This is a genomic window from Alkaliphilus metalliredigens QYMF (genome assembly GCF_000016985.1).
GTDB lineage: Bacteria > Bacillota > Clostridia > Peptostreptococcales > Natronincolaceae > Alkaliphilus_A > Alkaliphilus_A metalliredigens.
On sequence record NC_009633.1, the window covers coordinates 3,173,286 to 3,197,795 of the forward strand.

The 24,510-nt window shown below is 36.0% G+C and carries 27 protein-coding genes and 1 tRNA gene; 7 read left to right on the forward strand and 21 right to left on the reverse strand.

All coding sequences use genetic code 11. The features are described 5' to 3' along the window. Positions 1–64 precede the first annotated feature (64 nt). Positions 65–1,030 (reverse strand): metal-dependent hydrolase, encoded by a 966-nt coding sequence (locus AMET_RS15385; protein ID WP_012064233.1) that lies wholly within the window; start codon positions 1,028–1,030, stop codon positions 65–67. Between the two features lie 148 nt (positions 1,031–1,178). Here AMET_RS15385 and AMET_RS15390 point away from each other — a divergent pair. Beyond that, positions 1,179–1,265: transfer RNA gene (locus tag AMET_RS15390), tRNA-Leu, on the forward strand. Between the two features lie 328 nt (positions 1,266–1,593). On the opposite strand, the gene AMET_RS15395 is transcribed toward AMET_RS15390, so the two are convergent. Then, positions 1,594–2,976, reverse strand: a complete 1,383-nt coding sequence (locus AMET_RS15395) for a hypothetical protein (RefSeq protein WP_041720895.1) — start codon at positions 2,974–2,976, stop codon at positions 1,594–1,596. Here AMET_RS15395 and AMET_RS15400 point away from each other — a divergent pair. Then, a complete protein-coding gene (locus AMET_RS15400) occupies positions 2,955–4,526 on the forward strand; it encodes an IS1634 family transposase (RefSeq protein ID WP_012064235.1) in 1,572 nt (523 codons plus the stop codon). The genes AMET_RS15395 and AMET_RS15400 overlap by 22 nt on opposite strands. Before the next feature lie 13 nt (positions 4,527–4,539). Here the strand turns inward: AMET_RS15400 and AMET_RS15405 are convergent, their stop codons facing one another. The 6 genes from AMET_RS15405 to AMET_RS15430 form a co-directional block, all read right to left on the reverse strand. Further along, on the reverse strand, positions 4,540–4,956 hold the full coding sequence (locus AMET_RS15405; protein WP_012064236.1) for a hypothetical protein: 417 nt from the start codon (positions 4,954–4,956) through the stop codon (positions 4,540–4,542). 428 nt (positions 4,957–5,384) lie between these two features. Then, positions 5,385–5,834 carry a hypothetical protein gene (locus AMET_RS15410; protein WP_012064237.1) on the reverse strand — a complete coding sequence of 150 codons (450 nt, stop codon included), beginning with the start codon at positions 5,832–5,834 and terminating at the stop codon, positions 5,385–5,387. Next, complete coding sequence (locus AMET_RS15415) at positions 5,834–6,229, reverse strand: helix-turn-helix domain-containing protein (RefSeq protein WP_012064238.1); 396 nt, start codon at positions 6,227–6,229, stop codon at positions 5,834–5,836. The genes AMET_RS15410 and AMET_RS15415 overlap by 1 nt, the downstream gene beginning before the upstream one ends. A 29-nt stretch (positions 6,230–6,258) precedes the next feature. Further along, on the reverse strand, positions 6,259–6,672 hold the full coding sequence (locus AMET_RS15420; RefSeq protein WP_012064239.1) for a hypothetical protein: 414 nt from the start codon (positions 6,670–6,672) through the stop codon (positions 6,259–6,261). 727 nt (positions 6,673–7,399) lie between these two features. Then, a complete protein-coding gene (locus tag AMET_RS15425) occupies positions 7,400–7,645 on the reverse strand; it encodes a hypothetical protein (RefSeq protein WP_157047268.1) in 246 nt (81 codons plus the stop codon). Positions 7,646–8,017: 372 nt separating this feature from the next. Further along, positions 8,018–8,467 carry a hypothetical protein gene (locus AMET_RS15430; RefSeq protein ID WP_012064241.1) on the reverse strand — a complete coding sequence of 150 codons (450 nt, stop codon included), beginning with the start codon at positions 8,465–8,467 and terminating at the stop codon, positions 8,018–8,020. A gap of 108 nt (positions 8,468–8,575) precedes the next feature. Between AMET_RS15430 and AMET_RS15435 the strand changes: the two genes are divergently transcribed. Both AMET_RS15435 and AMET_RS15440 read left to right on the forward strand, forming a co-directional pair. After that, entirely contained in the window at positions 8,576–9,466 is an 891-nt protein-coding gene (locus AMET_RS15435; RefSeq protein WP_012064242.1) for a cation diffusion facilitator family transporter, read from the forward strand. Positions 9,467–9,537: 71 nt separating this feature from the next. Next, the gene (locus tag AMET_RS15440) at positions 9,538–10,440 is read left to right on the forward strand and encodes a selenium metabolism-associated LysR family transcriptional regulator (RefSeq protein ID WP_012064243.1); all 903 of its coding nucleotides are present in this window, start codon (positions 9,538–9,540) and stop codon (positions 10,438–10,440) included. 119 nt (positions 10,441–10,559) lie between these two features. Here the strand turns inward: AMET_RS15440 and AMET_RS15445 are convergent, their stop codons facing one another. The 8 genes from AMET_RS15445 to AMET_RS15475 all read right to left on the reverse strand — a co-directional run bounded on the left by AMET_RS15445 (position 10,560) and on the right by AMET_RS15475 (position 17,438). After that, on the reverse strand, positions 10,560–11,393 hold the full coding sequence (locus tag AMET_RS15445; RefSeq protein ID WP_012064244.1) for a DegV family protein: 834 nt from the start codon (positions 11,391–11,393) through the stop codon (positions 10,560–10,562). 88 nt (positions 11,394–11,481) lie between these two features. Continuing rightward, positions 11,482–12,915 carry an aminopeptidase gene (locus AMET_RS15450; RefSeq protein ID WP_012064245.1) on the reverse strand — a complete coding sequence of 478 codons (1,434 nt, stop codon included), beginning with the start codon at positions 12,913–12,915 and terminating at the stop codon, positions 11,482–11,484. Between the two features lie 104 nt (positions 12,916–13,019). Then, on the reverse strand, positions 13,020–13,673 hold the full coding sequence (locus tag AMET_RS15455) for a response regulator (RefSeq protein ID WP_012064246.1): 654 nt from the start codon (positions 13,671–13,673) through the stop codon (positions 13,020–13,022). Beyond that, entirely contained in the window at positions 13,673–14,836 is a 1,164-nt protein-coding gene (locus tag AMET_RS15460) for a sensor histidine kinase (protein ID WP_041720902.1), read from the reverse strand. The genes AMET_RS15455 and AMET_RS15460 overlap by 1 nt, the downstream gene beginning before the upstream one ends. A 262-nt stretch (positions 14,837–15,098) precedes the next feature. Then, complete coding sequence (locus AMET_RS15465; RefSeq protein WP_012064248.1) at positions 15,099–15,572, reverse strand: hypothetical protein; 474 nt, start codon at positions 15,570–15,572, stop codon at positions 15,099–15,101. 227 nt (positions 15,573–15,799) lie between these two features. Beyond that, positions 15,800–16,249, reverse strand: a complete 450-nt coding sequence (locus AMET_RS15470; RefSeq protein WP_012064249.1) for a chemotaxis protein CheW — start codon at positions 16,247–16,249, stop codon at positions 15,800–15,802. Positions 16,250–16,381: 132 nt separating this feature from the next. After that, positions 16,382–16,552, reverse strand: coding sequence for a DUF896 domain-containing protein (locus AMET_RS25100; RefSeq protein ID WP_157047269.1), 171 nt, complete (start codon positions 16,550–16,552; stop codon positions 16,382–16,384). A gap of 94 nt (positions 16,553–16,646) precedes the next feature. Next, a complete protein-coding gene (locus AMET_RS15475; protein ID WP_012064251.1) occupies positions 16,647–17,438 on the reverse strand; it encodes a hypothetical protein in 792 nt (263 codons plus the stop codon). A gap of 190 nt (positions 17,439–17,628) precedes the next feature. On the opposite strand from AMET_RS15475, the gene AMET_RS15480 reads away from it, so the two are divergent. Further along, positions 17,629–17,928, forward strand: coding sequence for a hypothetical protein (locus AMET_RS15480; protein ID WP_012064252.1), 300 nt, complete (start codon positions 17,629–17,631; stop codon positions 17,926–17,928). 52 nt (positions 17,929–17,980) lie between these two features. Here the strand turns inward: AMET_RS15480 and hutI are convergent, their stop codons facing one another. From hutI to AMET_RS15500, 4 genes are all read right to left on the reverse strand, one after another. Continuing rightward, complete coding sequence (gene hutI / locus AMET_RS15485; protein WP_012064253.1) at positions 17,981–19,249, reverse strand: imidazolonepropionase; 1,269 nt, start codon at positions 19,247–19,249, stop codon at positions 17,981–17,983. A 117-nt stretch (positions 19,250–19,366) separates the two neighbouring features. Then, a complete protein-coding gene (gene hutH / locus AMET_RS15490) occupies positions 19,367–20,890 on the reverse strand; it encodes a histidine ammonia-lyase (protein WP_012064254.1) in 1,524 nt (507 codons plus the stop codon). 278 nt (positions 20,891–21,168) lie between these two features. Next, positions 21,169–21,414 (reverse strand): YkuS family protein, encoded by a 246-nt coding sequence (locus AMET_RS15495; RefSeq protein ID WP_012064255.1) that lies wholly within the window; start codon positions 21,412–21,414, stop codon positions 21,169–21,171. Positions 21,415–21,519: 105 nt separating this feature from the next. Next, on the reverse strand, positions 21,520–21,978 hold the full coding sequence (locus tag AMET_RS15500; protein WP_041720905.1) for a MarR family winged helix-turn-helix transcriptional regulator: 459 nt from the start codon (positions 21,976–21,978) through the stop codon (positions 21,520–21,522). Positions 21,979–22,204: 226 nt separating this feature from the next. Between AMET_RS15500 and AMET_RS15505 the strand changes: the two genes are divergently transcribed. After that, the gene (locus AMET_RS15505; RefSeq protein WP_012064257.1) at positions 22,205–23,128 is read left to right on the forward strand and encodes a M23 family metallopeptidase; all 924 of its coding nucleotides are present in this window, start codon (positions 22,205–22,207) and stop codon (positions 23,126–23,128) included. Positions 23,129–23,163: 35 nt separating this feature from the next. Next, on the forward strand, positions 23,164–23,544 hold the full coding sequence (locus tag AMET_RS15510; RefSeq protein ID WP_012064258.1) for a bactofilin family protein: 381 nt from the start codon (positions 23,164–23,166) through the stop codon (positions 23,542–23,544). A gap of 49 nt (positions 23,545–23,593) precedes the next feature. On the opposite strand, the gene AMET_RS15515 is transcribed toward AMET_RS15510, so the two are convergent. Then, entirely contained in the window at positions 23,594–24,499 is a 906-nt protein-coding gene (locus tag AMET_RS15515) for a diacylglycerol/lipid kinase family protein (protein WP_012064259.1), read from the reverse strand. Positions 24,500–24,510 lie beyond the last annotated feature (11 nt).

Sequence of the window (24,510 nt, forward strand, 5' to 3'; positions counted from 1 at the left end):
ATTTCAATCTATTTTTTTCTCTTACTTTCATATTAGCACATCTACTTACTATACCCGAAAAAAATCAGTGAGCATCCACTGATTTCTTTGAATAAATCTCTATTGTGTTTTCTAGCTTAAAGGGATGAAAAATACTTCTCATGAGTTCATGATGCTCATCGTAGTAAAAGCTAACATGATGTTTAAACTCTTCTTTTACACGATATCTTAAATCCACCATTCTAACGATCACATCTCTGCTTTCCTCAATCAAGTCTATATGAAAGAAAGGCGTAAACCCTTTGAAGTAATCTGCTAATTCATCCTCAAGAGCCTTATTAATAATTGCATTTTGAATTTTTCTAAGTTTTTTAGGCGTATCGATTTTACCTGTTGATGGATTGACATCCCCTACAATATGATGGGAGCTGGTGTTGATAATATAATGCCATTTTAGTGGGTGCCATTCTCCTGGCATAACATCAACGCTTTTGATCCTATATCCTGCTTCATAATGCTGAGAGATGATTTGTTTGGCTTGTTTTCGATCCCAGCTCTTATAAAGAAGGTAGACCAACATAATACTTCCTAAGCCTCCATATTCTCCTATGCTCCTTGGTCTGAACATGATAATGTAGAAATTTAATATCGTCAGCACTGGATCATAAATCATCAATAGATTTAGAGAGTATTTTTTCCGTGTGAGGGGATAAAGTATCGAAGCCCCATAAGAATTGAAAATATCCAACACAATATGGGATAAGGAGCCCAGTAAGGTCCAAAAAAATACTTGATAGAAATAGAATTCACTAAAAAATAGTGAAAGTCCTGCAGTAATTACCAAGGTGGAAAATAATATTCCGGGAATCGAGTGACTTTCCACACGATGATGCTTTAAATAAACATAATCGCCTTTAATCCTTGTCATAATATCAAAATCTGGTGCGATTGCCCCAATGACTGCTCCTAGACATGCTGGATTGCTCAAACTAGGACTATACTTCAAGCTAAATGCAGCCAACCCCATTAACCCATGTGATAGTGGGTCCATCTACTTCACCCCTTCAATTTTCCAAGATACAACGCATTCATTATATCAAATTTATACGTAAGAAAGGACTTGTATATTTTTCAAACTCTTTTAGGTTGACTTTCATTTTCAAATATGATATTATAACTCTCGTAGCCTAAATATTCCTGCCGCGGTGGCGGAACTGGCAGACGCAGCAGACTCAAAATCTGCCGATGGTAACATCGTGGGGGTTCGATTCCCTTCCGCGGCACCAAATGTACGTACACAAAGAGTGCTTATCGACAAAAAATAGACCATTGAATGGTCTATTTTTTTTGTATATAGCTATTTCAAAATAATACATTTATTTCATCGGTTTATTTTATCATCCATATGTATATCATATTATATTATTCAATACTCTTAAAACATTAAAATATGGGGAACTAAAGATTGTATAATAGCTTTCTATTCTTTTCTATAGTTTCCTATAACTTTTGGATGGGTGGTAAGCGGGTGGCAGTGCCACCCATTTATTTTAGTTCATGTAACATAATAATTCTATTTGCCTTATTGGCGTTATTAAATTATTTAGAAATCAATTATCTCTCTAAAATTTGTCTACTCAGTCGATGTATTGAGCCAATTCTCTTTTCAAACATTAAGTCCCAGATATCTAAGCATTGTTGAGTAATATTATCATCCTCATAATTTAAACTCTCATCATATAAAGCTGAAATTAATTTTGAAATTTCATCATCTATACCCATATAATGATGATCTTCATCATCTAAAGGCCTCTGTAAAATATTATTGCTCATCTGAATAATAACATCACTAAAATCTATTACCGACATTGCATTTTCTTCTAAATAACTAATAAATGCATGTATAATTCTTTTACTCAATTTGGACTGCACCATTTCCAGAAGAAATTCTATATCTCTATCCAAATCAATACGATTATCATAAAACAATCTTACAAATGGAAACTCTAAATCTTGATCGCTTGAAAAAAAGCATCTTAGTAAACTTTTTACTTTTTTTGAATACTGATCTTTACTAAAGTATAAAATGGCCATTTCTATTATTGATTTAGCTTGATCTTCATCCATATTCTTAACATCTTCAACTTCTTGAGAAAACTCATCATATAGGATGTACATTTTTGATAAGCAATGTGCACCTATAGTTATCAATTCCTCATCATCTGAGTAATAACATCTCCTAATTACATCTAACACATCCTGTTTATAGTTGGAGTATAAGAGAAATAGAAATTGTTTTGACTCTGGATGCCCAGAAATTCTATAATCTTCTTTCAATAGGCAAATGACTTTTGGGGATGCCCAGTCCCTATCGATATTATATATTGGACACAAACATTCAATAGTCGCCATTTTAACTGCTGGATTAATGTCATTTATAAGATTGTCTACGACATCTTTAAATTGTACATATAATTCAGACCTGTCCCATAATAAAGCAGCAATTGCTGATGCAGCCTTTCCTCTAACACAATTTAATGAATTGCTAGACAGCATATCAAATGTTTTCATTTCTTTATCCACGGAAGACGAAACATCAACCTTTCCCTCTTCTGGATCTTTATGATTGAGCGCTATATCTTTCAAAACACTCATAATAGCTTCAGACCACTTATCGTCTTTTCTTTTCTCAATAATATCGCATATATATCTAGCTCTATATGACTTATTATCACCTGGATATTTTAACAATATTATCTCTATCAATTCAAATGGAACTTCAGGAAGCTTTTCGCTGTATGCTAATCCACTAAACAGAGAATCAATGTATACTTCATTAATTTCATCTCCTATATCCAGGACTAATAGAATAAATTTCTCAGGCTCTTTTGAAACTGCTGAATTAAAGTTTCGTGAAAATTCCTCTATAGCCTGTATTCCCGCGTGAATTATAACGTGGAATGGGGGCAAACTCAATGGGTCTAGTATATGTACCAAACAAAACGAATGGCACTACTTATGTGTATGATTCAACCAACTATTGGGATAAAGAAAAAAAGCAGTCTCGTAGTAAGCGTGTGTGTGTTGGCAAATTGGATGAGAACGGTAATTTTATTCCTTCAAAGAGATTGATGAATCCTGTCGTACCTCAACAAGCAAAACAAGGGCCAGTACCTTCAACAACGGTTAAACATAGCTACTATGGAGCCACCTATCTATTCGATGCTATTGGTGAATCCCTTGGCATTACAGCCGATTTGAAACGCTGCTTCCCGGAGATCTATAAGCAAATTTTGTCCATAGCCTATTTTTTGATATTAGAAGACCGCAATTCTCTGAGCCGTTTCCCCAAGTGGGATAAAACACATCGCCATCCTTTTGGTAATTGTATCCCTTCGCAAAGAAGCAGCGACATTTTTCATTCCATTACTGAAGAAGCTAAAGAACGCTTTTTTCATTTGCAGGGCAAGCGGCGCATGGAGAACGAATACTGGGCTTACGATACAACAAGTATTTCATCCTACTCAGAATCGCTTAAGCAGGTCAAATATGGTGTTAACAAAGAGCATGACCCACTGCGGCAGATTAACCTGGCTTTGTTATTTGGTCAAGAATCCGGATTGCCGTTCTATTACCGAAAACTTGCAGGTAACATTAGCGATGTCAAGACCGTTAAGAATCTACTTGCTGATATCGACCTTCTAGGTTTAGGCAAGGTAAAACTCGTTATGGACAGAGGCTTCTATAGCGAGAAGAACATCAATGCACTCTATCAAAATCATGTAAAGTTTTTAATGGCTACAAAAGTATCACTCAAATTTGTGCAGCAAGAGCTGAACAAGGTAAGGGACAACATCCGGACACGTGCCAATTACAACGCAACCTATCAACTCTATAGTCATACAACAACGACAGCATGGGATTATTCACAAGAACGACCCTATAAAGGAGATGTTATTAAAGACACGCGGCGGATGTACTTACACATCTATTTTAATGGAGAGAAAGCTCTCGAACATGAAAATCGTTTTAATGCCATGCTTGATATATTGGAGTCGGAACTCATATCTGGCAAGCGAAACTCAGAGCATGAAAAGCAGTATGCCAAATATTTTGAGATAGCGACAACACCGGTACGAGGAACCACAGTAACCGCTAAACAGGACATTATTAGTAAGGCAGAAAAAGACTATGGTTTTTTTGCTTTGATCAGTAATGAGATTAAAGACCCAATCATAGCGTTGGAAACCTATCGGAACAAAGACTTGGTTGAGAAAGCCTTCGGTAATCTTAAGGAGAGACTTAACCTGCGCCGTACAGCAGTGTCTTCTGAAAGTTCGCTTGAAGGAAAGCTATTCGTACAATTTGTAGCACTTATTTACCTTTCGCACATAAAGAAGAAAATGTCAGAAAAAGAATTGTACCAGAGCTATACCATGCAAGAATTACTGGATGAACTGGATGTCATCGAGGCATTCGAAAATCCCGGAAATGCATTGCGTGTTGGTGAGGTTACCAAAAAGCAAGAAGGCCTATATACATCTTAGGGAGTTGCATCAATCACCACGTTATAATTTTTTGGGAATTCAGGTTGTATATTTCTCTTTTGTTGCCAATAAGAAGAAAATGAATTTTATCAAGTATCTGTTCTTTTTGTTCTTTAGAGTCCGGAAATTGATGATAATCTGTTCTCTGTAAAAAATCTATAATCTTAATTAAATCATCAGAGTTTTCATAATCTAGCTCTAGTTCTTCACAATAGCTATAAAAAAAGTCTCTTAATTCTTTCCCAGAATCTCTTTGAATTTGATATTTTAAAAAATCATCTGGGTTTTCACTCGTATTTTTAGCCATTTTAATTAAGTCTTGTAACATGGTACAGGAAATAGGAGAAACTAATGAAAATTTATGATTACAGTTTCTTTCTAGCTGTATTTTGCTCTTCTTAATAATCCCTCTAGATTTTAAAGAAGACATATCCCAATATTCTTTACTGGCATTTCTTCCTTTACACTGTTGGGCTTCTCTGTATCCATCTTTCGCATTTATCCAAATGTCTACTCCTTCTTCATCATTTCCGATTGGTTCTATAATTACACTATCTATCTATCTCTTCATTAATAACTTTTAATAGTTGATGAATTACCCAGGCATTCTCATATCTATTTCCATACTTATCAGCCCTGCCACCCTTTGGATACGGCACATATATCCCCCCACATCTACTTGTATTTCTACACTATATCGCTCTCTTCAAGAGTAATTTAGAATTCATAGTTAATAAGTGTAATCTCTAATTCATGCATATCTTGCGGACTCTCAATAGCTATTTAAGACATTGTAAATTATTTTGAAAAGAAAGATATCAATAATTAAGCTTGATATCTTTCTTTTCTATGAGGCCCTTATTTTTCATTTTTCTTATCTTTTAGCTCCCGTAGCTTATGAACATTTATCATTGGCAATTTAACAGGGGGATTTAACCCAGACAAAGAAGATACAGATATTATATAAGATCGACTTAAGTGAGATAATGTAGCAATTCCATTTAACTCTAGCATATCTTCAAAGTGTTCTAGAGTTAATTTTTTAGGATTACCTATAAAAATACCTTCCATCTTAAGATTAATCTTAAATAATATTGAATTCTTAATTTTAGCTTTCACTATAATTATAAATTCAAGTAATCCAACATATCTTTCTTCATCTTCAATAATTTCTAGTATGTTATAATCAATATCATAATTCAGGTCAACTGTATTACTTCTAGTATCTAACGACTTTGTTTCTATTGAAAAATTAGATACCCTATTCCCAGCTAACTGAAAATCTGCTAGTACCTTTTTAGAATCCATTATGCACCCTCCGCAATTTGATCAATAATACCTTCATCGCTCATTTCTTCATTACCAGATTCTATTTTAGCATTGTCTGTATTCCATACTTGAGCTTCCACTCTTTCCTTCATTAGCACTTCAAATGTCCATCCTAACTTTTTTGAAATCTTCCACAATTGTCCAATAGTCGGATTATATTCGCCACTTTCTAATTTAGAAATCATAGCTTGTGATACTTTTAGCTTCTCAGCTAACTGTTTTTGAGTAATTTCTTGATCTATTCTATAATTAATAATCTTTAACGAGATATCTACCAAGATGTCATCTAATTCAAACTCTTCTTTAGTTTCTTCATCGGCCATTTCTTCAATTAATGTCCAAGGATTTTCTAACAACTTTCTATTAATATCCATTCTTATTCCTCCTTTTAAAAACTTCGTGTCTATCTCTTTAAACATGATATTCTTTCTTCTACTATGCCTATAGCATTATTATAGCTAGTTTTACTATTGTTTTTATTATCCTTTTCCTGAAATGCATATAATAATACTGCTATGTCACGATTGTTCAACTGTACGAAGGTAAATAGTATTCTTATGTTTTTTTGTCCAATTAACCTCATGGAAAATATATCCTTTGCATCAGTAAGCTTTTCAAATGTTTTATGTTTAGTACAGTTTTCTCTTAAATCCTCTAGCATCCTAAGACTTCTTCTATATTTTTTAATAAAATCTTTCTTATATCCACTTTCCTCTATCAACTCTCGTAATTCTTCATTTAATGTATTATAAACATAAATATATTTCGTCTTAAATAATTCAGGATATATAATATTAGATATTTTATCTATACTCATTATCTAGTATCTCCTTCTTAATGACATTATATAACTTATAGGTAATATATTCAACCTTTTTTCTTGTTTTTATTACTTATAAGTTATTTACTTATCTGTAAATTTTCTTATGTTTTATTTCTACATGATTTGATAAAAACCTCTTATTATTTTAATTTAAACCAGCATAAATCAAAATAGTAAGCTTTTCGAGAAATCACTTAAGATCTTGCGATTATAATGAACTTGAGTTCATATTCTACTTTGAAATTAATTTAATCATATTGGCTCGATATTTAAATCTTTCACCCCCCAACTATTCACTAACACTTAGTGAATAGTTGGGGGGTGTCTGTCTTACGGGTCTATAAATATCTAGCACAGGTCTATCTCCGTGGTTCAATTGGTTGGGCAGCTCCCTGCCCTACTTACATTGTGGATATGATGGACAGCCCTTTTCAGTTGTTTTTTTAGTAGGCTGACCACATCCCTATCGTGGTCTAGCTTTAGGGTCTTGTCTTGTCCAGCACCTCTACTCTTTCCACAGACTTCCCTTACTTATTGTCTATCTTCAGGGTGGTAAGACTGTTTTCAATGTCCTCAGTTTTATTGAGTATTAAAAAAGCAAGAGAAGAAAATCACTTCCCTTGCAGACATACAACCATTGTTTGTAGAGTTACATCGATTGCCCGTGTAGCTATTTTTTTCTATAATTTCATCTTTTATGTAGTATGGTTTATTGGTATCATTATAAAACCATTATAGCGAATTGGATAATATTTGTGACTGCTGCTGTTAATTCAACCGCTCCTGCTATTTTGGGAGATACACCTTGTAACCCATTAATAGCTGTTCTAACAAATCCCTTTCTAGGATTCTCTCTTTTTAGTTCTTCTTGAAGTACTTCAATATTATCATTGATGATTAATAAAGGGAAGTACCACCCTTTCTCCAAAACCTTTAACCATATCTTGATACTTATTAGAACGTGCATAAGACATCCCAATAGAAGTAACAGAAATTTTTTCACATTATAAAACCCTTCTCCATTAAGAGAAGGGTTCACGTTCGATAGATTACTTGGTGGGGTGACCCTCCCACATCTCTTTTAAGACCACCATAGGTAGCGTGACGGCTGCCTGTTCCGTCCTCAAATAATCCATCACTATTTACTATACATAAATGGTATTATTTTCATTCCTTTTTGTCAACTTTGTTAATCATTTTTTGGTATTCTATTAATGTTCCCGCTTCCGCGGCACCAAACGTACGCACACAAAGACATTATTTTTTTAACCATAAAATCCACTCACTAGTGAGTGGGTTTTATGCTATAATTATAACTTGAATGGAAATACTTGTGAGATTATATAAACTCAATTTTTTGAGGAATGATCCTGAGTAGATTTTCAAACCCTCTTTCAATGGTAATTTCCATTTCGGCTTCAAAATACTTTGCTTTGTTTTCTCCACAGTATTCTGGCTCTAAGGTTTTAAGAATTTCAATGAGGGTATTCTTAAACAATAGTCTATTTTCTACATTTTGAAGCTGAACACTTTGTGGAAAAAAATCTTTTAAATCACTGTTGTAAATCAATACGGTTGTAATAAAGGTAATAATGGGTATTCTAAAGAAGTCCACATGAGCTGCATCCATTCGGTAGCGTTGGCAGAGCTCAATAAAGGCTTCATCAAAATCAACCAGGGTATGATCTAGCTGATAATCTAAGTTTTCATTAAAGAACTGGTATAATCGAACAAAAAATTGTTTTTGTTTGATAGACCGATATTCATTAATATCGACTATTTGTGCCATACTAATAAGCCTCCTAATTTGTGAGTTTGTAAAAGTATTTACATATGAAGTAAAATGTATTCAAATAATATATAAGAGCAATGACCCCCAAGAAAAGGAAGGTGTCTCATGAACGATCGCGAACGCTATCGAGAAGCTCAAAAGGCTTCTATTATTAGTTTAATTGTTAATATTGTCCTGACAGGTTTAAAGATCATGGTTGGTTTAGCAGCAGGCAGTGCAGCTTTAGTAGCTGATGGATTTCACTCTGCTTCAGATTTAATTGGTACTCTTGTTGTGATGCAAGGGATTAAAATTGCCCATCAACCGGCGGACGAATCTCATCCATACGGTCATTACCGGGCCGAAACCATAACATCAAAAATATTAGCTATCATTTTAATTTTAACTGCCATGGGTTTAGGATATGAGGGGTTACAAGTCTTACGCAGTCCTGAACTCTCCCCTCCAGAAATGCTTGCCCTTTATATTGCCTTGTTTTCTGTCATTGCTAAGGAAGGCATTTATCAATATAACATTCGAATAGGCAAGCGTATTAAGAGCTCTGCCATTATTGCCGATGCCTGGCATGCTCGCTCCGATGCCTTTTCTTCCATTGCTGCATCAATTGGTATTGTCGGTTCTATTCTCGGCTATCCAATTATGGATCCCCTGGCTGCCATTTTCGTAGCTTTTCTGATTCTTAAAACCGGTGTTTCAATCTATGTTGATTCGATTAAAACACTAATGGATACAGCACCACCTAAGGAAATATTAGACATGATCGAAACAGCTGCTTTAGCAGCTGAAGGTGTTGAAGATGTTCATGATATCAAGGTGAGACAATATGGCTCTAAGTATCTGATCGATATTAAAATTTGTGTTAACCCATATATTACTGTGGAGGAAGGCCATGGGGCAGCTGCCAGGGCTAAATTGAGTATCATGAATGAGGTAGATGATGTCCAAGATGTCTTAATACATGTTAATCCCTGCTACAGTCGCCATAAAAGAGATTGAATATATCTCCCTATCATGGTAATATTGGGATATAAAATGAGACTTAATGATAACATTTCGGGGGGATTAGCATGGACTTCAGACAATTAGAATCTTTTATCGCCATTTCAAAATTCAAAAGTTTTTCCAAAGCAGCTGATAGTCTTTATTTAACCCAACCCACAATTAGCAGCCATATTGCTAACCTTGAAACAGAGTTAAATACGATTTTAATAGACCGCTCTAATAAGAAAATTTCCTTAACCAAGGCCGGCATCATCCTATTTGATTACGCTTTGAATATGATTAATATTCGAGACATAGCGAAATTCAAACTAGGCGAATTCAAAGGAAAAATTGTTGGCAACATTGAACTGGCATCTAGTACAATTCCAGAACAATATATCATTCCAGAGCTTATCTCTGTTTTTCATGATTCCTATCCAGATGTGACTTTTAGTGTCCGTCATTATGACTCTGCACAAGTGGTGGAGGGAATATTAAAGGGCGAAATTGATTTTGGTATGGTTGGGGCTAAACTACCCAATAACCAGCTACACTATATTGAACTTTTGACAGATGAGGTTGTCTTGGCAATGCCTTATGACCATCCCTATGGCGATCCTTCGATACCTCTTGATCTTAAAAAGCTCCTAGAGGAAAATTTTATTTTTAGAGAAAAAGGATCCGGCACAAGGGCCTTACTAGAGCAAGGCTTAAATCAATTTAAACTTGACACAAGTGATTTAAAAATCGTGGCATATATCGAGAATACAGAGGCGATTAAGCAGTGTATTAGAAGAGGATTAGGTCTCTCTTTTTTATCTAAAAAGGCAGTGAAAGATGAAGTAGCCCACGGGCTATTACGAGCCCGGGCTATTCCTGAGCTCAAACTTCATCGGAATTTTTACTTTGTTTATCACAAGCATCGCTCTCCTTCTCCACTGGAGATAGAATTCCAAAAATTTGTTTGTCAATATTATAATAAGACTTAAAATGAAAAAAGTGCTCACATGAGAAGCACTTTTTTTATTTTTAAAATTCTATTTTCATTTTATATAGCCATGAATGTTCTTTATTTAATCCATGGTATACTTCACTTATCCATTTACCTTTAGAAGCAGATTAGAATGCCTCCAATTCCTGCATGGGTCCCGATTACAGGTCCCATGGTGGTAACTAATACTTCAGCGGGATTGAACTTTTTAATGATTTCTTCCTTCAAAATCAGGGCATCTTCAAGACAATCGCAATGCGTAATCCCGATTACCCGATCTTTATAGTCAATATTCTTCTTTTCTATCTCTTCTAATAAAAACTTCATCCCTTTTTTCTTCCCTCGTATGTTTTTAAGAACTCTAACGTAACCCTCTTCAACATGTACAATTGGTTTTAAGTTCAGCAGGTTGGCCACAAACTCCTTGGGCTTGCTTACTCTACCACCCTTTACAGCATTTTCTAATGTCTCTAGATAAACAACGACTCGTGTTTGTTCACGATACTCATTCAAACGTTCTATTATGGTATCCATGTCCAATCCTTGCTCTACAAGATGACATGCTTCTAACACCTGTGCACCCACTCCAAATGATCCACTTAGGGTATCAAAAGTTTCGATTCGTCCCTCTTCCTCCCCAACCATTTCCTTAGCCATCATTGCGCTATGACATGTACCGCTTAATTTAGAGGAAAGATGGATACTCAGTATCTGTCCATATTTTTTTATATTATCCTGATATACATCCACAAAGCTTTGGGGAGAGGGCTGGGACGTTTTGGGTAGTCCCAAAGATGTTTTCATTTTTTCATAAAATTGTTGATGAGTAATGTCAACGCCGTCAGAATAATTTTTATCGTCAATTTCTATTTGTAAGGGTACAACATCAATATTATATTTTTCAATGAGTTCCCGTGGTATGTCACAGGAACTGTCCGTAACAATCTTCATAATAAATTACCTCCCTATCTCTTATTACAATTATTTCTACAAAATTTGTTGTACTCTTCTAATTATTTATGAATTTATAAGCGTTTAATTAGATTCGTGTGATTCCCTGATAAAAGGCCTTGTATGCTTTGTAAGTCATATAAAGATCTACCTTGCTGATTAATTCAATCGGTGCATGCATACTTAACATCGGTGTGCCACAATCTACAACCTCTGCTCCATAATTAGCTAATATATATGCGATGGTACCACCACCACCTTGGTCAACCTTTCCTAGCTCTCCAACCTGCCAGGTGACATCACTGCTATTAAATATCGATCTCACTTCTGATAAAAATTCAGCATTGGCATCATTAGAGCCTGATTTTCCCTTTACACCAGTGTATTTTGTCAGGGTCACACCTTTACCAATAAAGGATGCATTGCGTTTGTCTAATACATCAGGAAAGTTAGGGTCAAAGCCAGCTGTCACGTCACCTGATAGCACCTTAGAATTGCTCATAGATCTACGCAAACCTAGATAACTGGTTGTTCCTTCTAAATTCAGTAGCTCTGCCACAACATTTTCAAAGAACATGGATTCCATTCCTGTATTACCCATGCTCCCCACCTCTTCTTTATCAACAAAGAGCCCAACAATTGTATCCTTCGGATTTGAGATTTCAAGAACAGCCTGGCATGCAGCAAAGGAGCAAACACGATCATCATGTCCATGGGCTGCAATCATGCTTCTATCCAGTCCTACATCTCTAGACTTTCCGGCTGGTACAATTTCAATCTCAGCCACTGTAAAGTCCTCCTCGTCTATTCCATACTTTTCATTTAATAGATCCAGTATATTTAATTTTACTTTCTCGTCAATGTCATCCCCTTGATAGGGAATATTACCAATAATCACATTAAGTTCTTCTCCAGTAATACCTTCCCCCATTTTTTTAGCCATTTGATCCTTGGCCAAATGTGGAAGCAGATCTGAAATATAAAAGACCGGGTCTTGGTCATCTTCTCCAATCACAATTGAAAGCTTTTCGCCATTTTTCTTAATCAAGACACCATGTAATGCCAATGGTGTCGCTACCCAGTGATATTTTTTCACGCCTCCGTAGTAGTGTGTTTTTAAAAGTGCTAGACCCCCCTCTTCATAAAGGGGAACTGCCTTTAAGTCTAGCCTTGGGGCATCCAAATGGCTCCCGATAATCCTCATACCCTTTTCTAGTCCTTCATTTCCAATCACAAATAAAGCAACGGCCTTGCCTTTGTTTTCTGCATAAATTCTATCTCCAGGCTTAACAATTCCTCTGCCCATCACTTCATCTAATGAAACAAACCCCCGCTCTCTCGCCTGGGCAATGATTTCATCTACACATTCTCTTTCCGTCTTCCCCTGATCCATAAACTTTTTATAGATTTCACCAAACTCAAAAACCCGCTCTAGCTCGCCATCCGCCAATTGTTCCCAAGCATTATAAGACATTTTAGTCAACTGCTCTTGTCGTTTTTTACCTGATATTCTTTCCGCCATAAAGATCACTCCTTGAATATAGTGTGTTGGAATACTTATAGATTGCTTTCATGAAGCCTTTACTCTCTTTTATTGTCAAGAAGGGTATAAATCATACTTGTCCACTATATTTTCTTTATATTATGCTTATAAGCGTAGATTGCCGCTTGTGTTCGATCATTGACATGAATCTTCTTGAATATGTTAGACACATGATTTTTAACAGTTTTTTCACTAATAAATAAATTACTGGCAATCTCTTTATTGTTCTGTCCTTCTGCAATCAATGTAAGTACTTCATATTCTCGTTTTGTTAATTTCCCTTCTCTAGGCTCTTTATCATGATGATCGTCTCTTCTATTAAATTCTTTGACTAACTGTGAGGCCAGGCTTGGATGAATATAAGACTCACCCATTGCCACATCGCGAATGGCCTTAATTAGGCTATCACTTTCTGCATCCTTAAGTACATAACCATTTGCACCTAAATTAATGGTTTCAAATAAGTATTCACGATCCTCATGAAATGTAAGCATAATCACTTTAGTTGTTTTATCCATATCTTTTAACCTTCTTAGGACCTGGATCCCATTTAGTTTTGGCATATTAATATCTAATAGGATCACATCTGGACAGACTTGCTTTACTTTTTCCAGTGCTTCTTCCCCATCACCAGCTTGACCAATTACTTCCATATCCTTTTCTAGTTCTATTATTTGCTTTAGTCCTTGTCTCATCAAAGAATGATCATCAACAAGTAATATTTTAATTTTTTTCATTAGAACCCCTCCTCTACTTCATTCGAAATATAAATCATTAACTTTGTCCCTTGATTTATTTTGCTTTTAATATTAATTTTTCCATCTAAGAGCCCAACACGCTCCTTCATATTCAACAAACCAAATCCACCCTCATAATTTTGTGGTACTTTAATATTTTCGGTATCAAATCCAATGCCATTATCTTGAACATGTAATCGGATATCAGTTTGGGTAATTTCAATTTTTATATTAATGTTAGTTGCTCTTGCATGTTTTCTAACGTTATTTAAAGCCTCCTGAATAATACGGAAAATCGATAGATTTTTAATGGAGTCTTTAATCGGATCTTCAGACAATATGTTTAATATCATATTAATCTGAGTCTCTTCTTCAAAGGTTTCAACATATCGCTTCAAGGTCGGAATCAGTCCAATATCATCTAAGGACATGGGTCTTAGATTATAAATAATTTTTCTGATATCCTTAATACCATCTCGTAGTATCTTTTTTAAATTTTGAATTTCTTCTCTACTTTTTTCTAGGTCAATATCCATTAGTTTTTCGCATATCTCTGCCTTAATCACAACATTGGCCAAAGATTGAGCTGGCCCATCATGGATTTCTCTAGCCACTCGATGTCGCTCCTCTTCTTGCACTCGAATAATTCTTCGCCCTAAAAATTGCTTTTCTTGCATATCTTCTAATGTATGGGATATATCCTGAAGGTTGCCACTTAAAAAGTCAAGTGCAATACCAATTTTAAAGGCAAGGTTTTCTGCCCTTTGTAATCCTTCGTAGGCACTTTTCAGTCTCATTTCTAAATCTGAACGTCTTTTAATCAGATCCTTTTCTTCTTGTCTTTTTAAAATCAAATGAATTTGGATGGCATTTGCCTTTTCATAGGCTTCTTTTATATCCTCCTCTGCATACTTAGAGAATTCTTTACTTACTAAAACCAGTTTTCTTCTACTTTGTCGTTCTAATAATTCTAGGTGATCCACTTCTTTTATTAAGTGGCTAGCCTTTTCCTTCATTTCTTTTAATTCCTGCTGTAAATCATGGCATTGTTTTCTGGCGTTTTCTGCAATCTCAAAGACCTCAGATTTCCCATCTTCAATGGTATCCACTGTTTTTTGTAATATTTCGTTTATTTTTTTTGGACTAAACTGATCGTTTGACATCTTATCACACTCCATTCACAACACCTACATAATTCGCCATAATGAGACATGTTTCCTTTATTTATAGATAATATTTAAAAATATCAAGCATTATAGTAGGATTTACCCATATCTTATTATAATACGTAATTAAACATAAATCTCAGTAATTTAGTAATACATCAAAACAGAGGATTTACAAGCACCACAGAACAAATTTACCTTGACAAATAAATAAGAGAGCCCCAGGGGCTCTCTTATTTATCTTATTGTCCCATTTCACTTACTTAATTTCATAATCAGCTAGATACCATTGTTGATTTTTTCTTCTCATCTGGATCTCATAGGTTACTTCTTCAACATAAACATCTTCATAGCTTTCTACTTCCCAAAAAATCGTCACTTCGCCAACCATATTATGTGCCTTAAGCTGAGTGACTGTAAATTCTTTAATCTCCATATATCGAATTGCTTCGTATGAAGTGGGTTCTCTTAATATTTGTTCAAAAATATTTAAGTCCATTGTCAGTAGTGGATCAACCATTAGATTCTTTAAGTCTCTTTCAAATTCTTGCTTTGTACCATACTGTCCATGGATGATCCCATTCCAAATTTCTGTTCGTTTCTGAAAAACAAACTCAAATTCCTCTTGAATGTTTTCAATTGCCCCTCCATTTGGGTCTAAGAATGCAAAAATTTCGTAATCATTAACAAATAATAAAATAATAAGCAAAAAAAATATTATCCCCTTTTTCATTGGTCTCCTCCTTTGTTAGATGAAGTAAAACATCAATCATAAGTTGATGATGGTATGTTTTCTCCAGTAATCCATTGATAAAAGTGTCTATCTAGATTATAAACGAAGGGGGCCGAAAAATTTAGTTCTTTATGGAGGACAAATCAAAAACCACTCTACATATAGTGCCTTTTTTTGATTTACCTCTACAATATACCATATATTGTAGAGGTATATGCAAGCTTTCGCTATAGTGACTTGACTGTTTCTTTTTCTTCTTCATTTAAAACTTGCTTTAAGTCTAGTAAAATAATCATTCGTTCTTCTAATTTACCAATACCACTGATAAATTTATGCTCAATACTTGAGAGCAACTCTGGTGTTGGATCAATATCCTTTTCATCAATGGTTAATACTTGAGATGCATCATCTACTAAAAAGCCGACCTGTCTCTCTTCTAAATTAATGATGACAATTCTTGTGTCACTTGTTACCTCATGGGCAGGTAAGTCAAATTTCTTTCTTAAATTAATAATAGGTGTGACACTACCACGATAATTAATAATTCCCTCTACAAATTTTGGAGCATGAGGTACCTTTGAACTTTCTTTGTATTCACCAATTTCTTTAACGTACATAATATCGACACCATATTCTTCTGTGTCTAATTTAAAAATAACATATTGATTTTCTGCCACATAAACTCCTCCTCGTTATCTACGGATTCTTCTCTCTATATCTTATTCTATATATTCCTTTGTTTTCCTGTCTAATTCTACAAATTAAGACAAAAAAACAAAAAAAGTAGAAAGAGGCATTGCTTCTTTCTACTAATCAACGATTTCAATACAATCCAACTTTTGCTTAAAGGATTTTCTAAAAGAATTAATATATTCTTTTCTTAAAAGTGCTCGTTCCTCTTGCTCAGCTACTGTCAAATCTCTCTCTTTAGAAATCTTAGCCAACACATTAATACGAGCTATTTTTTCCGCTGATACCATTTTCATAACACTCCTTACTCTCTTCAGTTCTTTATCTACTCCTTAGTGTACCATAAAAATACCCTTTGCTAAAGGGGTATTTTAAATTTCCTCTCTAGTCCTCTTCTTTATCTAAACCTCCTTCGGATTCCACATTGCTAGGCATTGCCTCTTCTTCTTTGCTTTGGCCTTGAATATTTCCTACGGCCTTAATAATTTGCATCATTTGCATTAATGAGTCTCGTTGCTCTGGTTCAACCAAAGGACTGATCATTTCAATTAAATCAGTTTCATCAATCTTTCCCTTGCTCTCAATGGATGTAATTAATTTAAGCATACTCATCATCTTTCTTAGTTCCGTTGTTCGGACTTTCACATCACCCTCTAATAGATGTTCAAATGCCTCAACATAGCCTTGTATTTCTCCAATCACATTGCCGCTTCCGCCACCCTGTTTCATTTGTGACAGTTTATCTGAGGTTGCTCTAAGCTTCAAATCTAAATCTACGGCTTTATGTACTGCTCTTCTCTTATCTTCTTCAATAAACTCACTTAAATCCATCAACATATTTCTTTTCCTATCTTCAAAACTTAAGGAATGATATTGTACACCTGCGTTTTGATGTTGAGGGCTCTCTGATAGTCTTTTCACATTGGCAATAACCTGCAAAATAATTTCTGCCCGATGCACAATCGACTGTTCCTCAGGTACCATATATCCTTTAATGCGATTTAATAACCTTGCCTTTTTCTCCAAAGTACTGACGTCAACTTCTCCCATCTCCAATTTACCCGTGCCCCTTTTAAATAAAAAGAGACCAGACATCAAAAATAAAAACCAAGTCCATGGCTGCTGACTTTGATCTATTTTCTGAGACTCATTGTTTTGTCTCTGATATTCACTCATCGGATTCCCCCTCTATCCTTTTATACTTAATGTATATTCAATTACCTTGAATTTATTAAGACTTTAAAATTCTTTTTCTTTATCACTTATTTTAGTATCATATTTGCCCTCCCTTGCATACTTTATAAGGACGGTATTTGTCATATGGTTAATTTATATAAAATTTCAATCTATTACAGGAGGGAAAATAATGAATTCTAAAAAACTCAATGATCTTTTAAAAGCAGCCAGGTCCGGGGACTATAAAAAGCTACAAGAAGTAAAAGAGATGGCTTCCGAAGAAGATTATCAAAAAGCAGTGGAACTCTTTAATCAGTATGGCGATAAATCTGAAGAGGAAATCATGCAGGAACTAGGTAAGCTGAGGCAAATTGTTCCAAATCAAGAAGAAATCATAAAATCAATCAAGCCCTTCCTCAATGCAGAGCAGCTAGAAAAGCTAGATCGTGTTTTAAACTATTTAGAAGAAGTGGAAGTCGAGGAAGAATAAGGCACACTAAAAAAAGTGCTACAGAATTGACTGTAGCACTTTTTATGTTTTCCTATATGACCCTGCCTTTATCTACTACCAGTTTGCCATTTTTCAGCACTTTATCCACATGGTTAATCCCAAAGTGGTATGGAATATAGTTAATATTCGGTGCATTAAAGATAACAACATCAGCTTTTTTCCCAACCTCTAGACTACCAATGTCACCCTGACGATCCACCGCAGCAGCCCCATTAATTGTTACCGCAGTGAACACTTCCTCTGGTGTCATTTTCATGGCCAGGCACCCAAGAGTCATTATAAACTGAATGTTCTCTGTTGGACAGCTTCCAGGGTTATAGTCTGTTGAAAGCGTAATGGGAACGCCATAGTCAATCATTTTTCTAGCCTGTGCATATTTCCCTACCATTAGGTTAAAGGAGGTTCCAGGAAGCAATGCAGCGATCACCCCTGCCTTTGCCATTTTCTTCATGTCCTCTTCACTAGTCACCATTAAATGCTCTGCAGTTATTGCACCCATTTCAGCAGCCAACTCTGCACCACCTAGTGCTTCAATTTCGTCGACATGGATTCTCAACTTTAATCCAGCCTCCCTTGCTGCCTCTAGCACCCGTCTTGATTGTGCCACAGTAAATACACCCTTTTCACAAAAAACATCACAGAACTCTGCCAGGCCTCTTTCCACAACAGCCGGAAGCATTTCATCAATGACAATATCCACAAATACATCTGGATCTTCCTTATATTCCATTGGGATGGCATGTGCTCCCATGAATGTAGGTACCAAATCACAAGGATGCTCCTTATTGAGCTGCCTAATGACTTCTAATTGTTTTAATTCGGTTTCAGTGTTCAGTCCATAGCCGCTTTTCACCTCTACAGTTGTGACCCCGAAGGACAGCATCTGATCTAGGCTTCTTTTTCCCTGTTGCATTAATTCCTCTACTGTGGCTTTTCTCGTTGCTTTAACTGTGCTTAAAATCCCTCCCCCTTGGGCAAGAATATCCAAATAAGGGACCCCATTTAACTTTAATGCCAATTCATTTTCCCGAGAACCACCATGTACTAAATGCGTATGGGGATCAACCAAACCAGGGGTCACGGTTTTTCCTTTCCCATCTATGACCATTGTATTCTTCCCAATTTTCAAGTTCTCCTCCATTAGACCACTTCCAACCGCAACAATTTTATCGCCTTTAATTGCAATCCAGCCGTCCTCTATCAAGTGAACCTCTCGCATATCCTTACCCCTTCGTGGTCCATTGCTTCCTTTCATTGTAACCATCTGAGAGATGTCTTTAATCAACACATCTACCATCATACATTTTCCCCTCCTCATATATAAAATCTGCCTCTCTTTAGCAAAATTTCATCTCGGGGGTATCCAATCCCCACCTGACTTTTCGATGTTTCAGCTTACTAAAATGAGTTCACGTATCTACAGTATTGATACCACTTTTTCCACTTCATCAACAATTTTATGGTTAAAAACCAGTTCCGCACAACGATTCATATCTACATACATCACACGATCCTCGTCTAAATGTGCTACGCTTTTTCTGATGGTGTCATATGCCCTACGTGTTCCTATTCCTAATTCATATCCGTCGTAGAATTCAACAGCTTGACTGGCAGCCATGAGCTCTACACCTAAGACATTAACAGTATTTTCATAGATTGAACGTGCTTTCCGTGCTGCAATTGTTCCCATAGAAACATGATCTTCCTGATTAGCAGATGATGGAATTGAATCAACACTTGCAGGATGTGCCAATATTTTATTCTCAGAAACTAAGGAAGCAGCCGCATATTGTGTAATCATAAATCCTGAATTTAGCCCTCCTTTAGCCGTTAAAAAGGCCGGGAGTCCACTTAGCTGTGGGTTCACGAGTCGTTCGATACGTCTTTCAGATACATTGGCTAGCTCAGCAATAGCAATTCCTAAAAAGTCAAAGGTTAAGGCCATAGGCTGTCCATGGAAATTGCCTCCAGAGATCACCTCATCTTCCTCTGGAAAAATCAATGGATTGTCAGTGGCTCCGTTAATTTCAATATTAACTTTGTCCACAGCATACATAATGGCATCTCGACTGGCACCATGAATCTGAGGAATACATCTTAAGGTATAAGCATCCTGTACCCGCACTTCTCCTTGACGTGTTATCAAAGTACTTCCTGCCACAAGATTCACGATGTTTTGAGCAGTTTGTTGCTGCCCTTGATGGGGTCTAACCCGATGTACCTTATGATCAAATGCATCAATAATTCCCCTTTGGGCTTCCAATGTCAATGCTCCTGCAATGTCAGCTAACTTGATTAGTTTTTGACAATCATAGATTAACAGTGCACCAATAGCCGTCATGACTTGGGTTCCATTGATCAATGCCAACCCTTCCTTTGCACTTAATACAACCGGAGGAATTCCCGCTTTCTCCATTGCTTCCTTACCCGACATTTTATTTCCTTTATATGTTGCTTCTCCTTCTCCCATCATCACTAAAACCATATGGGCAAGGGGCGCTAAATCTCCGCTAGATCCTAATGACCCTTTTTCTGGTATAATAGGATGCACGCCTTTATTTAACATGTTTATTAATGTCTCCAATGTATTTGGACGAACACCTGAGTATCCCTTGGCTAAGGCGTTGGCTCTTAGTAACAGTACGCCTCTAACCACCTCTTCTTTCAAAGGCTCTCCCACACCGCAGGCGTGACTAATGATTAAGTTTCGTTGTAGCATTTCAGTTTGATCCTTTGAAATAGCCACATCACTAAACTTACCAAATCCAGTTGTAATCCCGTAGACAACCCGTTCCTCCTCCACATAACGTTCCACTACTTTCCGTGTATTGGCTACTCGTACCATGGCTTCAGGCTCAATTGTAATGGAGCAATATTCTCTAGCAACCATAATCATTTCTTCTAGGGTCAAATCATTTCCATTTATACTCACTTTTTTCACGATAATCCCTCCAAACTTTATTTGCTAAATGCATAATTGAAATATTTTTGATATATTTTAAATATTCTAGCTTAACAGACGATTTTCCTTCTTAATTTCAATTTTTTTATAAGTCTTCAAATTATTTTAGTAGTTTATCTGATTAAAGCTTTGCCGTGCTAATAGGTATTATGTACGATGCCCATGTTGATTATTGATTTAATGGGTGAAATGTAAAAACAAAAATCCAAGCAGATATGCTTAGATTTTTGTTTTTGTATTTAATTATATTTAGTTTGTTATTCGAAGCTTCTTTTTATTCGATCATAGATTTGTTCTGCTGATTGTCCCCTAGCAGTAATGACAGGAGCCTTGGTTACAGCGTTCTCCATGCCTAGCATATTACTATCTTGTCCTGTTACGATCACAGCATCATAGCTATCTAAGTTCGCATTTTCACGGAGCTCCTCCACTTGAAATCCTTGTTCCTGCAAATATGTTTTCACATCGCCTAATGAATTTTCTATAGCCACTTTTCTTTTCACAAAATACACCTCCCAAAATTTAATTCATTTTTAGTTTGATTCTCGTTTTATTATTGAACTTTGGGAGGTATATTATTCAGTTTAGAATCTGCCACGCTAAAGGATTTACTTTTCTTCCATATTATCTAGAGATTTTTGATAGATCAAAGAAATTCCTTGTAAAACAGAATCTCGTTGTTCTGAGGAAACATCTAGCAACACTTCTTCTAAATAATTTCTTCTGGCATGAAGCACTTGGTTAATGATTTCATGTCCATTATCTAGAACTACAATACGCACAACTCTTCTATCCTTTTCATCACGTGCCCGTTTAACTAGGTCATTTTTTTCCATCCGGTCTACTAAATCAGTAATTGTACTGCAGGCTAAGAACATTTTATTGCTTAGTTCTCCAATTGTCAGACTATCCTCACTGATTAAATATTGTAACGCTTGAAATTGAGGAGGCGTAATTTGAAAATCCGTTAGAATTTCACGCCCCTTTTGCTTAATAACAGTACATAAGTATCTTAGTTCTTTTTCTATTTCTATGATTCGCTCATCATGTTCTTTTTTATTCATCATTACCTCCTACATGGATTAATCGAAATTTGTATTTTCCATCTTCTCTATAGCTCTATATTACCACAGATACGCAATTTTAAAAAATGAGTAGCCTCTCTCAATCAACTCTTTCTCCATTTCTCCGTATGTTCACAACTTTTTCTAGAAAATTTTAGGTGAAAAGCAGGTTTTTAGATTTTTTTATAGAATCTTTTTAGGTCAGACTTATTAACGAAAGGATGAGATCATGTTGTTTGGAGAATTTAAACATTTCGCGCGCCCAAAAAAGAAAAAAATCACATTAATAGTCATCCCGGATGCAACAAAAGAGGTCAAGCAATACGCCTTATCCCTTTGGGTCCCACCATTGATTTTCTCAAGTTTCATCATTCTGTTAATCTGTACTGTTTTATTTTCCAGTGTCATTAGACAAAACAATCTGGAAGCTGCCAGTTTTAAAAACGAAATCCATTCTTTAGAGGAGATCAATTTTGTCCAAGCTTCAGAAATGGCCCTCTTACAAGAACAATCCTTTCAAATCCAAGAAAGGCTTTCCGGTCTAGATGATCTTCAAAATAAGGTTTTAGATATGGTTGGACTTGAAACAGATCATGTCACCAGTGAGCCTGAAGTTTCTTTTATGGTTTCCAGATCCGACCTACGAACTTCCTTTACAAGCTACACCTCCGATGAACTGGAGCATTTAGAACAATTGATTGAAAGTCAAAAGGAGAGTATGCACAGCTTAATCGACAACGTAGAAGAGCAGTTACAGTATATCGACGCAGTTCCTAATCTCATGCCTGCTACAGGTAGAATTTCCTCTTCCTTTGGATATCGAAACAGTCCCTTTGGAAGTCGAAGGGAATTTCATCAAGGAATCGACATTGCTAACCAATCAAATACAAGTATCCTTGCCTCCGGTAGTGGTATCGTTACTTATTCAGGATACAATGGTGGCTATGGTAATATGATTATTATCAACCACGGATATGGTTATACATCAGTCTACGCACATAATAGAGAAAATCTGGTGTCCCAGGGAGATTCAGTAGAAAAAGAGGAATTAATTGCTAAAATGGGAAGCACTGGACGTAGTACTGGCCCCCATCTCCACTTTGAGATCCGCTACAATGGGACGCCCGTAAACCCACTTTCCATAATTAAATAAGTACTTTATTAAATTACGCCATAAGGAGGCACTCTATGTTTAGTAAAAAGCAGGAAGTTCAATATGAAAAATTTGATACACTCATCGGCAAAAATACTTCATTTGTGGGAACCTTTCATGCAGAAGGCACCGTTCGTATCGATGGTAAGATCGATGGTGAAATCAATGTCAAAGGCGATATTTTCCTTGGTGAAACCAGTCTGATCACAGGTAATGTTAATGGTAGTAACGTTTTATTAGCTGGAAAGGTAGAAGGGAATGTTCATACCTCAGAGCAGTTAAGAATCACTGCTACTGGTATACTTTGTGGCGATATCGAAGTTAAATCATTTATTGTGGATGAAAATGCACAATTTCATGGAAATTGTAAAATGATTGAAACCCAAAGTAAAAGTCAGGAAAAACAGAAAGCCTAGGATAGTGGTCCTAGGCTTTTTCCATCGTATCATCTTACTTTAGTTGACTTTAATAATGTACGCCTTCAGGTACAAGGATTGTCAACGCTTCTTTGTTTACTTTGAATGTCATGGGCAGTAGCTCTCCCTCTTCCCCATCAATGTCAATGTGTAAGGGCTCCTTGCTGTGTATCCTTATCTTTTCAACTTGAATGTATTTTAAGATAGGTTGCTCTTTTGGTCTCCCAGTTATGGCGTTAAAAAAAAGCTTTGTCACATCTAAAACTTGACCTCTTTCTACAATTAAAAGGTCAAACTTTCCATCATTAAGTCTAGCATTGTGGGCCACATGTTTAAACCCTCCCACATTAGGGCTATTTGTCATGAAAAAGAATAATACTTCCTTTTCATATATTTCCTCTCCAATCTGAAACTGAATGTCTAAAGTCTCAAACAATTGTTTTGGAAATTCCTTGATTCCCTCCATATAATAAGCAAGCTTCCCAAATACTGTCTTGGCTTCAGTAGAAACATTATGGGCCACATTGGGTAATAATCCTCCTGCAATCACATTAATAAAATAGCGCTCTCCTGCTTTTCCTACGTCAACATTGAGACGATGTCCCGCTACAATCATACGTGCAAAGTCTTCTGGTTTTTTAGAGATTTGTAGGTGACTGCCAAAGTCATTAACCGTCCCAGCGGGATAAATGGCTAAGGGACATTGCTTTTCACAGCTCATCATACCATTGACCACTTCATTGACAGTCCCATCACCACCAACCGCAACAATAAGGTCCCATCCTTCTTGACAGCTTTGGTAGGCTAGCTCCTCGGCATGACCTGGTCCTTGTGTGGCAACAGAATCAACTTCCTCATGATATTGTTTTACTAAAACCTCCACCAACCTAGGTATATTTTTTTGAACCATTTGTCTTCCTGCTTTAGGATTGTAAATGATCTTAATTTTTTTCATTGTTTCCCCCC

What these genes read in the sequence shown, in the direction of transcription:
- AMET_RS15385 (WP_012064233.1), bottom strand. Translation starts at nt 1,030, where the DNA reads ATGGACCCACTATCACATGGGTTAATGGGGTTGGCTGCATTTAGCTTG.
- AMET_RS15405 (WP_012064236.1), bottom strand. Translation starts at nt 4,956, where the DNA reads ATGTCTTCTTTAAAATCTAGAGGGATTATTAAGAAGAGCAAAATACAG.
- AMET_RS15480 (WP_012064252.1), top strand. Translation starts at nt 17,629, where the DNA reads ATGAATTCTAAAAAACTCAATGATCTTTTAAAAGCAGCCAGGTCCGGG.
- AMET_RS15445 (WP_012064244.1), bottom strand. Translation starts at nt 11,393, where the DNA reads ATGAAGATTGTTACGGACAGTTCCTGTGACATACCACGGGAACTCATT.
- AMET_RS15430 (WP_012064241.1), bottom strand. Translation starts at nt 8,467, where the DNA reads ATGGCACAAATAGTCGATATTAATGAATATCGGTCTATCAAACAAAAA.
- AMET_RS15440 (WP_012064243.1), top strand. Translation starts at nt 9,538, where the DNA reads ATGGACTTCAGACAATTAGAATCTTTTATCGCCATTTCAAAATTCAAA.
- AMET_RS15420 (WP_012064239.1), bottom strand. Translation starts at nt 6,672, where the DNA reads ATGAGTATAGATAAAATATCTAATATTATATATCCTGAATTATTTAAG.
- AMET_RS15510 (WP_012064258.1), top strand. Translation starts at nt 23,164, where the DNA reads ATGTTTAGTAAAAAGCAGGAAGTTCAATATGAAAAATTTGATACACTC.
- AMET_RS15460 (WP_041720902.1), bottom strand. Translation starts at nt 14,836, where the DNA reads ATGTCAAACGATCAGTTTAGTCCAAAAAAAATAAACGAAATATTACAA.
- AMET_RS15415 (WP_012064238.1), bottom strand. Translation starts at nt 6,229, where the DNA reads ATGGATATTAATAGAAAGTTGTTAGAAAATCCTTGGACATTAATTGAA.
- AMET_RS15500 (WP_041720905.1), bottom strand. Translation starts at nt 21,978, where the DNA reads ATGATGAATAAAAAAGAACATGATGAGCGAATCATAGAAATAGAAAAA.
- AMET_RS15505 (WP_012064257.1), top strand. Translation starts at nt 22,205, where the DNA reads ATGTTGTTTGGAGAATTTAAACATTTCGCGCGCCCAAAAAAGAAAAAA.
- AMET_RS15450 (WP_012064245.1), bottom strand. Translation starts at nt 12,915, where the DNA reads ATGGCGGAAAGAATATCAGGTAAAAAACGACAAGAGCAGTTGACTAAA.
- AMET_RS15435 (WP_012064242.1), top strand. Translation starts at nt 8,576, where the DNA reads ATGAACGATCGCGAACGCTATCGAGAAGCTCAAAAGGCTTCTATTATT.
- AMET_RS15455 (WP_012064246.1), bottom strand. Translation starts at nt 13,673, where the DNA reads ATGAAAAAAATTAAAATATTACTTGTTGATGATCATTCTTTGATGAGA.
- AMET_RS15410 (WP_012064237.1), bottom strand. Translation starts at nt 5,834, where the DNA reads ATGGATTCTAAAAAGGTACTAGCAGATTTTCAGTTAGCTGGGAATAGG.
- AMET_RS15400 (WP_012064235.1), top strand. Translation starts at nt 2,955, where the DNA reads ATGGGTCTAGTATATGTACCAAACAAAACGAATGGCACTACTTATGTG.
- AMET_RS15515 (WP_012064259.1), bottom strand. Translation starts at nt 24,499, where the DNA reads ATGAAAAAAATTAAGATCATTTACAATCCTAAAGCAGGAAGACAAATG.
- hutI (WP_012064253.1), bottom strand. Translation starts at nt 19,249, where the DNA reads ATGATGGTAGATGTGTTGATTAAAGACATCTCTCAGATGGTTACAATG.
- AMET_RS15475 (WP_012064251.1), bottom strand. Translation starts at nt 17,438, where the DNA reads ATGAGTGAATATCAGAGACAAAACAATGAGTCTCAGAAAATAGATCAA.
- AMET_RS15465 (WP_012064248.1), bottom strand. Translation starts at nt 15,572, where the DNA reads ATGAAAAAGGGGATAATATTTTTTTTGCTTATTATTTTATTATTTGTT.
- AMET_RS25100 (WP_157047269.1), bottom strand. Translation starts at nt 16,552, where the DNA reads ATGGTATCAGCGGAAAAAATAGCTCGTATTAATGTGTTGGCTAAGATT.
- AMET_RS15425 (WP_157047268.1), bottom strand. Translation starts at nt 7,645, where the DNA reads ATGCACGTTCTAATAAGTATCAAGATATGGTTAAAGGTTTTGGAGAAA.